This window comes from Paenibacillus sp. J31R98, from assembly GCF_056269245.1.
The window spans coordinates 98,632-113,573 of sequence record NZ_JBWDNO010000011.1 but is presented as its reverse complement, the minus strand read 5'-3'; the positions used below and the strand labels follow the sequence as shown (position 1 = coordinate 113,573).

The window sequence follows — 14,942 nt, the reverse complement described above, 5'->3', positions numbered from 1 at the left end:
AAACGTTCGTTCTTCATATATCTTCTTATTGTAATGTTCATGCTCGCATGTTGCAAACACTGCTCACCTCTAAAAGTGAGTGATCCAGAAAAAAGGAGCCTCATCGGCTCCCTGTCATTACGTATAAAGAGAAAAGGATTCTTGATGATTGCGTTTGGAACCTTCGGGTAAATGCGGATCATCGTTCACGCCGACAATCATTGTTGTCAGCTGTGTCGACAGATCCAGCTCATATGGTGCGTTCAGTTGTTCGCCATAAGCGTTATTCAGCACGCGTACAACCGGACGGTGCGGACATGAGGAGTTAATATCGACCACGACGCCATATTCACCAGACTGCAGCTTAACGGTTATTCCGAGCGGATAAATTGCAACTTTATCTCTGAACAGCTGGAGCATGCGCTGCTCATAAAGTGTGCCCGTCCCTGCATACAGCGACTCTACCGCTTCGTGCGGCAACATCGGCCTACGATAAATGCGTGTTGTCGTCATCGCATCATAGGAGTCGACAAGCCCAATCCACTTTGCATACTCATGGATCTCGTCCCCTTTAATGCCCCTTGGATAACCGCTGCCGTCTAGCCGTTCATGATGCTGGTACGCACAATGCGCTGCAATGAGAGGAATGTTTGGCTCGTCCTTCAGCAAGTAATAACCGCGTTCGGCGTGCCGCTTCATCTCTTCATATTCATCCATCGTAAGCGAGCCTTGTTTCTTAAGAATATTCGGGCTGATCTGGGTCTTGCCGATATCATGAAGCATCGCCCCAAGGCCAAGCGTCATCAGCTCGTCTCTGGTGTATCCGTTCGCAATGCCGAGCAGTGTCGTATACACGGCAACATTCAAAGAATGCTGAAATAAGTAATCGTCAACGATGCCCATGTTCATGAGCATAATCATAGCATCCTTCTGACCGGATAAATCATCAATGACCATTCCCATAATCTGTTTGAACGACTTGGCAATGTATGGATAAGTCACGCCGGTCTTCCGATTGGGCCGATCCATTAGATCGCGGAAATTTGTGCGAATTCCACTAAGCGCCCGTTGTCTAGTCTCTTCGCTGATCAGATCAGGTATAACGAGGTCAGCCAAGCGGGGGTCCTGAATGTAGACGAAATGGACTCCGCATTCCGAAAGTCGGTTAATCAGCCGTGTCGATAGTTCGACATTCTCACTCAGGAGAACGACTCCTTCTTCCGAATAGATCTTTTTGGCTAAACGCATACCTGGTCGGCACATCTCTATGGGCAATAATCGCATCGTATCGACCCCTGCCTTGCATCCATTAATTGGTAATATCGAGCTTAATCCTCGTAAGATTAATGTAAGGGATTTATGGAAAAAGAGCAACAACAGATTCGTCAAACATCGACAATATCTGTTATTTTTTTCTTATCTCATGATGAAAATCCAGAACAATGCCGCGAGAATGAAACGGTAGATCGCAAAATGGGTTAGCTTGATCTTCTGAATGTAGCGCAGGAACAATACGATGACGAGCCATGCTACGACGAATGAGACAAGGAAGCCGACAATAAAGAACATCAAGTTGTCGCCTTCAATGAATTTGTAGTTATCAAGCATTTCGTAGCCCGTTGCAGCGACCATAATCGGAATCGCCATCAGGAAGGAGAAGTCTGCAGCTGCTTTATAGCTCGTTCCAGTCAGCATCCCGCCAGCGATCGTCGAACCCGAACGGGAGAAGCCCGGCCAGAGCGACAAACATTGCAACAGCCCGATCATAAACGCTTGTTTATAGGAGATATCATCCATCGTCTCAGCAGTAACTTTGACGCGGCGCGTTCGATTGAGCCATTCCGCTGCAATCATGTAGATACCGCCAACAACAAGGGAGAAAAGCACAGGCGTTTGGTTAAAGCCTTCCCCTTTAATAATGTCTTTCAGCAAAAAAGCAAGCGCCATCGCCGGCACGATACCGAGCGCAACATGAATGAGATTCAGCTTGGGACGCTTCATTGCTCTGCGTCCAGCGGACAGCGTGCCAAGCGACTGCTGCTTGCGCGAGAGGCCGAACAGATCGAGAATTCGATTCCAGTATACAATTGCCATCGCGAGTATCGCGCCAAGCTGAATGACAATTTCGAATGTAACGATTGCTTGATCGTCCGAAGCAATGTCAAGCAGCTTGTTCGTTAAGATCATATGGCCGGATGATGATACCGGCAGAAACTCTGTTAAGCCTTCCACAATTCCTAAGATAACCGCATGAATAATGTTTTCCATTAGATCCTCCTGAACCATTCAATCCTTGATAATCGTTTAAACGGATAGCCACCTTGTACGGCGGCTGTCAGCAATGGCCTCTTTATCCTGAAGCTCATGTTCTAATACGCCTCGGATAAACTCCGGCAAGTAATAGGCGATCTCCAGCCCATTCTTCAACTTCTCGTAGCCGGCGCCGAACGTGAACATGTCAATCGTTCCGACCACGTACAGCTTGTCGTCCTGCAGCGGCTCGCCGTTGACCTGTACGGAAACGATTCTATGTAACGCCGGATTGTCTGGCATATACTCGATCGTTAGACCATCTACAGCAAGCGTGCCGAGGACAAGCCCTCGGAAGCCAAAGCCGCGAATCGGCTTATCGATATACTCCGGCAGCAGCGCCTCTTCGAGGGACAAGCGAATCATCGCGCCCGGCAGCTTCATCCGGCACGGATTAATCGGCGACGGGCACAGCGCATGCAAGTCGCCTGCCGTTATTTCGCCTGCGGCGAGGCTGCGAAGCAGCTGCCCCGCGTTAACGATGCCGATATCTGCATTCGTCCAACGGCGTAGGCCCGCAGCAAGTAAATTGCCAAGCGGCGACTCCCGCTCAGCAGTGTGCAGCAGCGGCGCGTCAAGCACGGCGACGACCCGGCTAAGACGGTGCTCGCCTTCGGCTTTGAAGGCGCCAATAATAGCAGTCGCCTCCGGCTGTTCAGCGCGCTCCTCCATTGGCGTACAAACGGCTCTGAACCTTGGCCGCTTCGTGTCGGAATCAAACCAAATATCTACACGCCCCATATATTCGCCGAACTTACCGGCAGCGCATATATGGGTAGACCCGATCACCTCTGCTTCTTCAAGCAGATGGTGAGTGTGTCCGCCTAATATAAGATCAATGCCAGAGATCTCTTCTGCCATCTGTCGGTCAAGCCTAATCCCAAGATGAGATATCACAATCAGCACGTCTACCTGAGAGCGTAGCTGCTTCGCTTGCTCAGCGACTTCATGAAGCGGATCGGTCACATGATAGCCGAGCAGTTCATAGAATTCGACGAAAGCTGCGGACACGCCAATTAAACCGAAGCGTATGCCTGCTTTGTTGATTATCGTAGAGGGCAACATCCACGAAGGTCGCTGAATCGTATCTGCCTTGAAGAAGTTCGCGCACAAGATTGGAAAACGCGCATGGACGCCATACGCTTCATTCAACTGCTCCTGCGTGAAGGTCAGTCCTTCGTTATTGCCAATCGTAACGGCATCATAGCCGGCATCATTCAATAACGCAATATTCACAAGCCCATCGCTTGCTTCCGTTTCTACCCGCATACGGTCCATATGATCCCCGATATCCAAGGTGAGCACATGATCCGCTCCATGCGAGCGTCGTATATCATCTATATACGCGGCCATCCTGGCGGCCTGCTCCAGTCGACTGTGAATGTCGTTGCTATGTAGCAGCACGACGTCTGGCGTATCCGTTGCTAATTCGTTCATGCTGGCCTCCCACTTATAAGGGACTATCGCTTCAAACGCATTTCATCTGGCGAAAATGTAGATTTAAAGCCATACGCAACTTCATCGCGATTCGCTTCATCATGAAGCAAACGGAAGACGATAACGCTTTTTACATTTAAGCATTCGCTGGAACCATTCGGCACATACAGCCTTACCGGACCACCCTTCGGCAGCGGTGCGCCGTCTACGGTGAATTGTACGGCAGCATCCTTCAGCTGCTCCCAAGGAATGAGTGCCTCGAACGTATCGACGGCTTCCACTTTCAGATGAGTCGGCAGCGGCGCATCTGCCGCAACGCCTTGCTGGCTGCGGAACGCGCTAAGCCATTCTGCGAAGTCGAACGCCTCGCCCGCACCGCCTGCAACCCGCTCTGACAAAGGGAAGACACGACCTGCAAGTGCGGCCATGTCCTCCGGAGTTACAGCAATCGCTTCCTGCCCCATATATGAGATTGAAATTTGCTTCGTCTCTGCTTGCTCCGACATGGTTATCCCTCGCTTCTTAACTAGTTAACCGCCGATCTGCGACATGCGGCGCGTGGTAGGCTCATGGCTCTGCGCATCGCCTGACAGCTTCTCCGCCATCTCATGATTAAGCGGCTTGATATCCATCGCCCGCAGGAACAGCTTCTCCATTTCAACCGGATTACCTAGCGCCGGCTTCACATTCAGCTCATCGACCCAATAAAGGCATGGCTTAATGTTGCCGTCAGCCGTCAACCTAAGCCTGTTGCATCGCTTGCAGAACTGGTCGCTGATCGGATGGATGAGACCGAAAGTCCCTTTGCCGCCTGCAATTCGATAGTCCTCAGATGGACCGTTGCCCAAGACATCGCTGATCGGTTCAACACCGAGACCGATCTCATTCGCAATCTCAAGTACACGCGAGAGGGGCAAATAATGATTGCGCCAATTGTCATCTGCATGGCCAATCGGCATGTATTCGATAAACCGTACATGAAGCGGCTGCTCGGCAGCCATCGTGAGGAATGAAGCGATCTCGTCCTCGTTGACACCTTTGAGCAGTACGCAGTTCAGCTTGATCGGCGCAAAACCAACACTTGCCGCCGCCTCAATGCCCTGCATTACCCGCTGCAAATCGCCGCGGCGCGCAATAAACTTGAACCGGGTCGGATCAAGCGTATCGAGGCTAATATTAACTCGGTTGAGGCCTGCTGCTCGCAATGCCTCCGCTTGGTCGGCAAGCAGTACTCCGTTTGTCGTTAAAGAAATATCCCGAATCCCGGGAATGCTTGAGAGCTGGCCAATCAATTCCGCCAGACCCGGCCGCACGAGCGGCTCTCCGCCCGTAATCCGCAGCTTGGCAATACCCATCTTAGCGCCAACGCGTACGATTTCGGCAATTTGGTCGTAGCTGAGCAAGTTTTCCGCAGGCTCGAATTTCACGCCTTCCTCCGGCATACAGTACAGACAGCGCAAATTGCACCGATCAGTCACAGAAATGCGCAAATAATCGTGCACACGCCCAAAACGATCCGTTAACGCAGTCATAGCCCTCACTCCTTTCCACGCCATCAAAGCGTTAAAGTCTCTGTACTCTAGCATAACATTTTTAAACTCAATATGGTATGCTATGGAGACCATTAACATTAAGATCCGAGAGGTTTAACGACATGTCTGTAAATTGGAATATACATCTGTTTGCCGGATTATCCGAGCGCTTCGGCCAAGCTGCAATAACGTTGACCCTTGAGAAAGCTACTCTCACGGTGCTTGAGCTCAAGCAAGAATTAATGAGCCGCTATCCTGCTCACTCTTCATTGCTATCCATCTCGTTTATGGCATGTAATCAAGCCTATGCGGTAGATGAGCAAACGATTCGAGCAGAAGATGAGCTTGCTCTGCTTCCACCTGTATCCGGGGGCGAAGAGCAGCACAGTGGGGTTGCCGCTGCATCTGCTGCTGAGCAATCCAGATATGCGGTTACTGCAGAGCCACTTTCTGTAGATGCGGTTACAGCGCTCGTCATCGTGCCAAACAATGGAGCGACGCTGACCTTTACCGGCACGACGCGCGAATGGACACACGGCGCTCGCACCGTACGTCTTGAATACGAAGCTTATGTCCCCATGGCGGTTAAAACACTCGAACAGATCGGCTCAGAGATTAAGGAACGGTGGCCAGGTTCAGATTGCGCCATTGCGCACCGGATCGGCGTTGTCGATATTGCCGAGATCAGCGTCATCATCGCAGTATCGGCACCTCATCGCGACTCCTGCTACGAGGCAAGCCGCTACGCAATCGAGAGGCTTAAACAGATCGTTCCGATATGGAAGAAAGAAATATGGGAAGACGGTTCCGAGTGGAAAGGCCATCAGCTAGGCCCCTGGAACCCAACGATTCCACAACTTTAGACTCATTAAGAAGCAGTGCTAGGGTCGCTATTTTGCGCCTGAAGCACTGCTTCTTTCACACCCTTATTGCCATTTTTACATTTTATTGCTACCATGGTCTTATCATTTCCTTCATATTTGATGTGCCATTCGAGGTGGATTATGAGAATTCATGTGACCGAGCTTAAAGAGGGAGACACCCTAAGTACCGACATTTTTAACTCCTATGGGCTTCACGTGCTTTCCAAGGGCACGTGCTTGCAGATGTCAGAAATTTCCAAGCTGATTCAGCATCACATAGATTATGTTGATATTGACATGCGATTATTTACGGAAGTTTCCATTCGAACTATTGAAAGCGGAACCAGTCCGAAGTGGCTGCCGACCGTAAAACCGATCTATCAGGATGCGGTTAACGGATGTGAACAACTTTTTCTCGATGCCTTTCAGAATGGCGTAATCAATGAAGACGACGTTGAACAAACTTTCCAGCCGCTCGTCGATACATTCAAGCTGGAACGCGATGTCGTATCCATGCTGCTATTGCTTAATACTAAGGACGACTATACGTATCAGCACTCCGTGCAAGTCGGTATGCTATCCTACTACTTAGCCGGCTGGCTTGGATATGAGGATAAGGAAGCGGTCAAGATTGGACAAGCCGGGTTCCTTCATGATATCGGGAAATGCCAAATTACCGACGATATCTTGAACAAGCCGTCCAAGCTGTCCGATGATGAATTCGAAACGATCAAGAAACACACCGTGTATGGTCACCAGATCATCACTGAATCGTTCGGAGAATCGATGGCCGCGAAAGTAGCGCTGCAGCATCACGAACGAATTGACGGAACGGGTTATCCGAACCGGCTGTCAGGCGAGCAGATGCATCCGGTTGCCAAGATCGTTGCCGTAGCTGATGTGTACAGCGCCATGATCTCTTCGCGCGTATATCAGAAGAAACGCGACTTATTGATCGTCCTGCGAGAGCTGCATCGAATGAGCTTCAATGAGCTCGACCCGCACACAACGCATACGTTCATCAAGCATATGATCCCGAATTTCATCGGCAAACATGTTGAACTTGTATCTGGTGAGACTGGAACCATTATTATGACTCATCCGACCGATTATTTCCGCCCGCTTATACGGATCGAAGATCAATTCATCGACTTGTCTATCGAGCGCGACCTGGAAGTCAAACATATTACGATCTAACAAAAAAACTCCAAACCTTACGCTGCAAATGTGCAGCGTGGTTTGGAGTTTTTTTCTGCCCTTTACCGGATTGTTAAAACGTGTACGAAGCAGTTCGAATGATTCCGGAGAAGCGGTAGCGTTCGCCTAGGCGAAATGATTTGCGTGGTTTAACCAACGCTAAATCATTTGCGCCTTTGTAGTTGGAATTCAACCTATAACTTATAGTTCAGGAAATCCAACTACAACAGCGATCGGAGGAACATTCGACTGCGAAGTACCTGTTTTAACCAATCGAGCCTTCCATTTCGAACTTAATCAAGCGGTTCATCTCTACCGCATATTCCATCGGCAATTCTTTCGTGAATGGCTCGATGAAGCCCATTACGATCATTTGCGTTGCTTCCGCTTCCGTCAGACCGCGGCTCATCAGGTAGAAGAGTTGATCCTCGGATACCTTGGATACAGTCGCTTCATGCTCAAGCGTAATGTTGTCGTTCATAATTTCGTTGTACGGAATTGTATCCGATGTCGACTCATTATCAAGAATGAGCGTATCGCACTTGATATTCGCTTTGGAGCCTTCGGAGTTACGGCCGAATGACGCCAAGCCGCGGTACGTTACTTTACCGCCGTGCTTACTGATCGACTTCGATACGATAGTTGAAGTTGTATCCGGCGCAAGGTGAGTCATTTTCGCGCCTGCGTCTTGGTGCTGGCCTTTGCCCGCTACTGCGATCGACAGAACCATACCTTTCGCGCCGCGGCCTCTAAGCACAACAGCCGGATATTTCATCGTCAGCTTGGAACCGATGTTGCCATCAACCCATTCCATCGTCGCGTTCTCGTCTGCAACTGCACGTTTGGTAACGAGGTTGTAGATGTTAGGCGCCCAGTTCTGGATCGTTGTATAACGGCAGCGAGCGTTCTTCAGAACGAGAATCTCAACGACTGCGCTGTGCAGGGAGTTCGTGCTATAGATTGGAGCTGTACAGCCTTCTACATAGTGAACGAAGCTGTCTTCGTCCGCAACGATCAGCGTACGCTCGAATTGACCCATGTTCTCGGAGTTGATCCGGAAGTAAGCTTGCAGCGGAATTTCACACTTCACGCCTTTTGGCACGTAGATGAAGCTGCCGCCGGACCATACCGCACTGTTAAGCGCTGCGAACTTGTTGTCCGTTGGCGGGATGATTGTTCCGAAATATTCCCTGAACAGCTCCGGATATTCGCGAAGCGCAGTGTCCGTATCCGTGAAGATAACGCCTTGCTTCTCGAGATCCTCTTGCATGCTGTGGTAAACAACCTCGGACTCGTATTGAGCGGATACGCCTGCGAGGAACTTCTGCTCCGCTTCAGGAATACCCAGCTTGTCGAACGTTTCTTTAATTTCTGTCGGAACCTCTTCCCAAGTCTTACCTTGCTTCTCGGAAGGACGAACATAGTACTGGATATCGTCGAAATCCAGATCATCCATGTTGCCGCCCCACTTCGGCATCGGCATCTTGTTGAATTGCTCCAGCGCTTTCAGACGGAACTCCAGCATCCATTCCGGCTCGCCTTTAATTTCTGAGATTGTACGAACAACCTCAGGTGTCAGCCCTTTACCGGACTGGAAAATCGCCTTATGCTCGTCGCGAAAGCCGTATTTATATTCTTCTAAATCAGGCATTTGCTTTGCCATCGTAAAAGCCTCCTACCCCACACGGTCACCCGCGTTATTATTGATTCTGATGCTCAATTCCTTTGCGAAGTGCGTTCCAAGAGAGCGTTGCGCATTTGATTCTGGCTGGGAACTTGCTGACTCCAGAGAGAGCTTCGATATCCTCAAGCTCTTCGAACTCAGCAGGCTCGCCTTTGATGAAGGTAGAGAAGCGTTCAGCAAGCTCAAGCGCTTCTGCCGTTGTCTTCCCAGTCACAGCTTCGGTCATCATCGATGCCGAAGACATGCTGATCGAGCAGCCTTCACCTGTAAATTTGGCCTGCTTGACGATGCCGTCTTCCACTTGGAGCTGTAGGCTGATGCGATCGCCGCAGGTCGGGTTATTGAGGTTGACCGTTAACGATTCCTCATTCAACGTTCCGCGGTTACGTGGATTTTTGTAATGATCCATGATGACGCGGCGGTACAAATCATCCAATTCCATGACCGAAGAACTCCTTTGTCTGCGTAAGGCCGACGACCAGACGGTCAACGTCCTCTTCGGTATTGTATAAATAAAAGCTTGCTCTAGCCGTAGAAGAAACATTCAAGTAGCGCATAAGCGGCTGGCAGCAGTGATGTCCAGCACGAACGGCAATGCCCTTCGTGTCGAGCACAGTCGCAACGTCATGCGGATGAACATCATCCAGGTTGAACGTTACTAGACCAGCACGGTTCTGCTTAGGCCCGAAGATCGAAATCCCGTCAATCGTGCTCAAACGGTCATAAGCGTAAGCTGCAAGCTTGTGTTCATGCTGTTCGATAGCATCAAGACCAATTTCGGTAAGGAAGTCGATTGCTGCGCCGAGGCCAACTGCGCCTGCGATGATTGGCGTGCCGCCTTCGAACTTCCAAGGAAGCTCTTTCCAGGTCGAATCGTACAGGTCAACGAAATCAATCATTTCGCCGCCGAACTCAATCGGCTCCATGGATTCCAGCAGCGCTTTCTTGCCGTAGAGTGCGCCGATTCCAGTAGGAGCGCACATCTTGTGGCCGGAGAACGCGTAGAAATCACAATTGAGATCACGCACATCCACTTTCATATGCGGCGTGCTCTGAGCACCGTCGACAACCATGACAGCGCCGTTCTTGTGTGCAATCTCTGTAATTTCTTTGATCGGATTCACAACGCCAAGCACGTTGGAAACATACATCACGGATACGACCTTCGTACGCTCCGTAATTGTCGCTTCCACGTTCTCGAGCTTGATCGAACCATCTTGCTCGAGAGGAATATATTTAAGCGTCGCGCCGGTAGCTTTGGCAACTTGCTGCCAAGGGATGAGATTGGAGTGATGCTCCATCTGCGTAATGACGATCTCATCGCCCTCGCCGCAAACCGCTCTCGCATAACTCGAAGCGACAAGGTTAAGCGCAGTTGTTGTGCCGCGTGTGAAAATTATCTCCTGCGGGCTTGCCGCATTCAGAAATTTCGCTACTTTCTCACGCGCGCCTTCGTAAGCATCCGTTGCCCGCGAACCGAGCGTATGAACGCCGCGGTGTACGTTAGCATTGTCATGCTCATAATAGCGACTGACGGCATCAATGACGGAACGCGGCTTCTGTGAAGTCGCCGCGCTGTCCAAGTAAACGAGCGGATGCCCGTTTATCGTTTGATGAAGGATCGGAAATTGCTCTCTGATCGCTTGTACATTCATCCTTCCAGCTTCCTTTCCAGCAGACGCTGGAGCTGTTCTCTGACCGCATCAACCGGAATTTCCGAAACGACTGGGGCCAAGAAACCATAAATAATTAAACGCTCCGCTTCCGCTTTCGAAATACCGCGGGACATGAGGTAGTAAACTTGCTCAGGATTCACTTGACCGACGCTTGCTGCGTGTCCGGCTTTAACATCATCTTCGTCGATGAGCAGAATCGGATTGGCATCGCCGCGCGCTTTCGGGCTCAGCATGAGAACTTTCTCTGTCTGGAACCCTCCCGCCTTCGTAGCGCCTTTCTCGATCTTCGTGATCCCATTGATAATCGCAGTCGCTTGCTCTTTCATGACCGCACGAGTAACCATGTTGCTCTCTGTGCTGCGTCCGAAGTGAACCGCGCCTGTTGTCAGACTCATCTGCTGAGAGCCTGATCCGATACTGATGACTTTCGCATCGGAGCTTGAGCCATTGCCCTTCATAAGGGATTGCGTATCGGACAGCGTGTGGCCATCATGCAGATCGCCGATAACCCACTCGATACGGCCGTCATTCTCAACGACAGCACGGCGAATCGTAAGATCAACAACATTGTCAGCCATATGATGCACCGTTGCATAACGTACAGTTGCACCTGGCTTCACGATGACTTCTACAATGGTCGGCTTCGTAATCGCAGCTGCCGCTTCGCTGTATGTGCTCACAACATTGTCAACATATGTGACACGGCTATGATTGTCTGCAACGAGCAGAACGCGCGGAGCGAAAGCAGCCGAAGCGTCGTCAGTGATGAACAGTGCTTGCAGCGGAAGTTCAACTTCCACATTCTTTGGTACGTATAGGAACACGCCGCCGTTCCAGATCGCGGAGTGGAGAGCCGTCAATTTATTCTCATCCTGAGGTACCACGCTGAACAGATACTGTTTCACGAGGTCGCTGTGCTCACGGGCAGCGGTCTCCAAATCAGTGAAGATAACACCTTTAGCAGCAAGCTCAGGGGACAATTTACGAAGCACGCTCGCGGAATTGCGCTGTACGACAAGGCCAGCCTGATCCTTTGCTGCCAATTCGCGCACAGTTTCAGGAAGCTCATCGACAGCTGCAATCGCAGCTTCTGCTTTGTGATTGCCGATCGCCGTCAAATTCCAACGGCTGATACGGACCTTCTCCGGGGTTGGCCATTCCAGCGTTTCAGCCAGCTCGGCGCCCTTCGCTCTTACTTCTTCAAGCCATGCCGGCTCGCCTTTGCTTTGCGATAAAGCAGAAACTGTCTGGCGGTTAACCGGAGTTGATAATTGTGTACTCATTTCACTTGCTCCTCCTCCGATTAAACCTGTCCGACTGTTTCGTCTACGATGCCAAGTTCTTCTTTAACCCAGTCGTAGCCTTCGCTTTCCAGACGCTCAGCAAGCTCTGGTCCGCCAGATTTCACGATGCGGCCTTGCATCATAACGTGAACGAAGTCTGGTTTAATGTAGTCGAGCAAACGCTGGTAGTGAGTGATGATCAGGAAGCCGCGATCCTCGGAACGCATAGCGTTAACGCCGTTCGCTACGATTTTCAAAGCATCAATATCAAGACCCGAGTCAATCTCGTCAAGAATAACGATGGACGGATCGAGCAACAACATTTGAAGAATTTCGTTACGTTTCTTCTCGCCGCCGGAGAATCCTTCGTTCAAGTAACGGTGCATGAACTCAGGGTTCATCTCAAGCTCTTTCATCTTGCTTTCCATTTGGCGGATGAACTTGATCAGCGAGATTTCTTTGCCTTCTTCACGGCGAGCGTTAATCGCGCTGCGAAGGAAGTCGGAGTTCGTCACACCGCTGATTTCGCTTGGGTATTGCATAGCTAGGAACAGGCCTGCACGAGCGCGCTCGTCAACAGCCATTTCCAGCACGTCTTCACCGTTCAGCGTAACTTCGCCGTCCGTTACTTCATATTTAGGATGGCCCATAAGCGAAGACGCGAGCGTACTCTTACCCGTACCGTTCGGTCCCATGATTGCATGAACCTCGCCGCCTTTAATTTCAAGGCTAAGGCCTTTCAGAATTTCTTTACCGTCAATGGCTGCTTTGAGGCCATCAATCTTAAAATGTGTTGCCATGGTATACTGCTCCCTCCAGATGGTTACGACGAATGTCTCTGCCCTGCACAAACGAAACCCGCCCCAACAAGGCGGTAATTTCCAAAATGCATTTATTGAAACAATTCCTCTTTTATAATTATTCTAAATTGATTCTCAGTGATTCTCAATTATATTTTAGTATAGATTTCAATTGAAATCAATGAGCCTGCGCCTGCATTCGCGCTCAGCCTGTACCGCTTACCGCCCAATCTTGCTGCGAATTTGTTTCACTTGTGCCTCGAAGTCCGCGTCACTCAAGACAGGTTGCGCTTTCACGCCTTCGAAAGAATGGCCAAGATCTACCCATGATTTGCATCCGTTAAAATGGTCCTGCATAGGCAGCAGAACTGGGCTCTCCAGCTTGCTTACCCTCAGAATCAGTAGATGAAGCGGCTTGGTCTTCTTCCACTTTAGCCTCTCATCCGCGAACGTATCCGTCCAAATATGAAACTCATCTAACAGACGAAGAGTGTCCTGATCGAAAATCTCGATGTCGTCTACCGCTTCTGCGATTGCGTTAATCTCGACCGTTGCAGCATTCGGCTGCCATGCTGCCATCAATTCGCGCGCATCATCTCGGTACGGCTCCTTGAGCAGCTCAGGACGCTGATGCTCGTAAGCAGGCATGAGATAGAAGCGAGGCGCTTTTAGTCTAAAATCCCGCGTTTCCTCCGCGATGCCGCCTTTGCGCAGAACGATAATTTGTTTCCCCTCGGTCAAAGCTTTTACCGCGACCGCCCATTCTTTAAGCGCGACCGGCTGCTGTTGATCGAATTCATGATTCATTGTTTCCCCTCCGTTTCATCACAATAACATCCATTATAGCAAATCCAGGTGTTCGAAAGCGAAAAAATTCGCTATACTATACATATTTGCGGATCAGCCTACAAATGGCAGTCTAGCTCCAAGCATCATATCGACCCGGAGGTGTTCTATAGATGACTACGTATCATCCGTTAAACGAAGCAGAAGCGATCAAAATCTCGCGTACGCTTGATGGCGTTTTTGCCCCAGGCGCTGACCTGAAATGCCGTGAAATCGGCGATGGCAACTTGAATTTGGTGTTCCATATTTCCGATCCGGCATCGGGAAGCAGCATTATTATGAAGCAGGCTCTGCCTTACGCCAAAGTAGTTGGCGAATCATGGCCGCTCACGCTCGACCGCGCGCGTATCGAGAGCGAAGCGCTTATTCTCGAAGGCAAGCTTGCTCCAGGACTAGTTCCAAATGTATATCTATACGACAAGGAGCTTGCGCTTACTGTCATGGAGGATCTTAGTGATCATGTCATCATGAGACAGGGACTGATCAATGGCGGACGTTATCCGCTGTTTGCCGATCATATCTCGAGCTTCCTAGCGCAAACCCTATTTTACACCTCGGATCTTGGACATAATCAACAGGAGAAGAAGCTGCGCATGGCTAGCTTCATCAATCCGGAGCTATGCAAAATTACCGAAGAGCTTATCTTCGACCACCCTTATACGAATGCCGACACGAACAGCTTCGAAGATGCGATTCGTGATGAAGCTGAGGCGCTATGGAACGACGGCGAGCTGCATCTCGAAGTGGCGCTGCTTCGCGAGAAGTTCCTGACACATTCGCAGGCACTGCTTCACGGCGATTTGCACACAGGCAGCATCTTCATCACACCGGAATCAACAAAAGTTATCGATCCGGAGTTTGCTTACTATGGCCCAATGGGCTTCGACATCGGCGCCGTTATCGCCAACCTGCTGCTGAATTATGCGGCACGCGAAGGACGCGACGCAAGCGAATCGCAGCGTGAAGAATTCCGCGCTTACTTGCTGGAGACGGTCAAGGATGTATGGACCCAGTTCCAGAGCAAGTTCCTTATTCTGTGGGATGCGCATGGCGTTGACCGCCTTGCCGGAGCGGCTCCAGGCTACAAAGCGAATTACATGCAGCGCCTGCTGCAGGACACAATCGGCTACGCAGGCTGCAAAATGGTTCGCCGCATCGTAGGTCTCGCACACGTGGCGGACATTGATAAGATTGAAGATGCAGCTGCACGCGAGCGCGCGCATCGTCTGTCCCTCAGCATCGGCAAATCGCTCATTAAACAAGGACGCAAAGCCGCTTCCATCGACGAACTCATCGATACGGTGCTCTCAGCTTCCACTGCTGTTAAGGCTTAAA

Annotated in this window: 14 protein-coding genes; 3 read left to right on the top strand and 11 right to left on the bottom strand. The window is 50.5% G+C overall.

Going from position 1 to position 14,942, the window contains the following annotated elements; all coding sequences use genetic code 11:
* Positions 1-117 precede the first annotated feature (117 nt).
* The 5 genes from AC0YNX_RS28565 to moaA all read right to left on the bottom strand — a co-directional run bounded on the left by AC0YNX_RS28565 (position 118) and on the right by moaA (position 5,258).
* Positions 118-1,263 carry an HD-GYP domain-containing protein gene (locus AC0YNX_RS28565; protein WP_475819109.1) on the bottom strand — a complete coding sequence of 382 codons (1,146 nt, stop codon included), beginning with the start codon at positions 1,261-1,263 and terminating at the stop codon, positions 118-120.
* A gap of 132 nt (positions 1,264-1,395) precedes the next feature.
* Entirely contained in the window at positions 1,396-2,247 is an 852-nt protein-coding gene (locus tag AC0YNX_RS28560) for an undecaprenyl-diphosphate phosphatase (RefSeq protein WP_475819108.1), read from the bottom strand.
* Positions 2,248-2,283: 36 nt separating this feature from the next.
* Positions 2,284-3,726 carry a bifunctional metallophosphatase/5'-nucleotidase gene (locus tag AC0YNX_RS28555; protein WP_475819107.1) on the bottom strand — a complete coding sequence of 481 codons (1,443 nt, stop codon included), beginning with the start codon at positions 3,724-3,726 and terminating at the stop codon, positions 2,284-2,286.
* 23 nt (positions 3,727-3,749) lie between these two features.
* Complete coding sequence (locus AC0YNX_RS28550; protein ID WP_475819106.1) at positions 3,750-4,232, bottom strand: hypothetical protein; 483 nt, start codon at positions 4,230-4,232, stop codon at positions 3,750-3,752.
* A 24-nt stretch (positions 4,233-4,256) separates the two neighbouring features.
* Entirely contained in the window at positions 4,257-5,258 is a 1,002-nt protein-coding gene (gene moaA, locus AC0YNX_RS28545) for a GTP 3',8-cyclase MoaA (RefSeq protein ID WP_475819105.1), read from the bottom strand.
* A 122-nt stretch (positions 5,259-5,380) separates the two neighbouring features.
* On the opposite strand from moaA, the gene AC0YNX_RS28540 reads away from it, so the two are divergent.
* The gene (locus AC0YNX_RS28540) at positions 5,381-6,121 is read left to right on the top strand and encodes a molybdenum cofactor biosynthesis protein (protein ID WP_475819104.1); all 741 of its coding nucleotides are present in this window, start codon (positions 5,381-5,383) and stop codon (positions 6,119-6,121) included.
* Positions 6,122-6,364: 243 nt separating this feature from the next.
* On the top strand, positions 6,365-7,318 hold the full coding sequence (locus AC0YNX_RS28535; RefSeq protein WP_475819103.1) for an HD-GYP domain-containing protein: 954 nt from the start codon (positions 6,365-6,367) through the stop codon (positions 7,316-7,318).
* A gap of 265 nt (positions 7,319-7,583) precedes the next feature.
* Here AC0YNX_RS28535 and sufB read toward each other — a convergent pair whose 3' ends face one another.
* The 6 genes from sufB to AC0YNX_RS28505 all read right to left on the bottom strand — a co-directional run bounded on the left by sufB (position 7,584) and on the right by AC0YNX_RS28505 (position 13,568).
* On the bottom strand, positions 7,584-8,981 hold the full coding sequence (sufB, locus tag AC0YNX_RS28530; RefSeq protein WP_475819102.1) for a Fe-S cluster assembly protein SufB: 1,398 nt from the start codon (positions 8,979-8,981) through the stop codon (positions 7,584-7,586).
* A gap of 37 nt (positions 8,982-9,018) precedes the next feature.
* Positions 9,019-9,444: a Fe-S cluster assembly sulfur transfer protein SufU gene (sufU, locus tag AC0YNX_RS28525; protein ID WP_475819101.1), complete on the bottom strand. Its 426-nt coding sequence runs from the start codon at positions 9,442-9,444 to the stop codon at positions 9,019-9,021.
* Positions 9,431-10,657 carry a cysteine desulfurase gene (locus AC0YNX_RS28520; protein WP_475819100.1) on the bottom strand — a complete coding sequence of 409 codons (1,227 nt, stop codon included), beginning with the start codon at positions 10,655-10,657 and terminating at the stop codon, positions 9,431-9,433. Before AC0YNX_RS28520 ends, sufU begins: the two co-directional genes overlap by 14 nt.
* Complete coding sequence (sufD, locus tag AC0YNX_RS28515) at positions 10,654-11,961, bottom strand: Fe-S cluster assembly protein SufD (protein ID WP_475819099.1); 1,308 nt, start codon at positions 11,959-11,961, stop codon at positions 10,654-10,656. Before sufD ends, AC0YNX_RS28520 begins: the two co-directional genes overlap by 4 nt.
* A gap of 20 nt (positions 11,962-11,981) precedes the next feature.
* Positions 11,982-12,761 (bottom strand): Fe-S cluster assembly ATPase SufC, encoded by a 780-nt coding sequence (gene sufC, locus AC0YNX_RS28510; RefSeq protein WP_475819098.1) that lies wholly within the window; start codon positions 12,759-12,761, stop codon positions 11,982-11,984.
* Positions 12,762-12,980: 219 nt separating this feature from the next.
* On the bottom strand, positions 12,981-13,568 hold the full coding sequence (locus tag AC0YNX_RS28505; RefSeq protein ID WP_475819097.1) for a DUF1802 family protein: 588 nt from the start codon (positions 13,566-13,568) through the stop codon (positions 12,981-12,983).
* A 152-nt stretch (positions 13,569-13,720) separates the two neighbouring features.
* On the opposite strand from AC0YNX_RS28505, the gene mtnK reads away from it, so the two are divergent.
* Complete coding sequence (gene mtnK, locus AC0YNX_RS28500; RefSeq protein WP_475819096.1) at positions 13,721-14,941, top strand: S-methyl-5-thioribose kinase; 1,221 nt, start codon at positions 13,721-13,723, stop codon at positions 14,939-14,941.
* The last annotated feature ends 1 nt before the right edge of the window (position 14,942 follow it).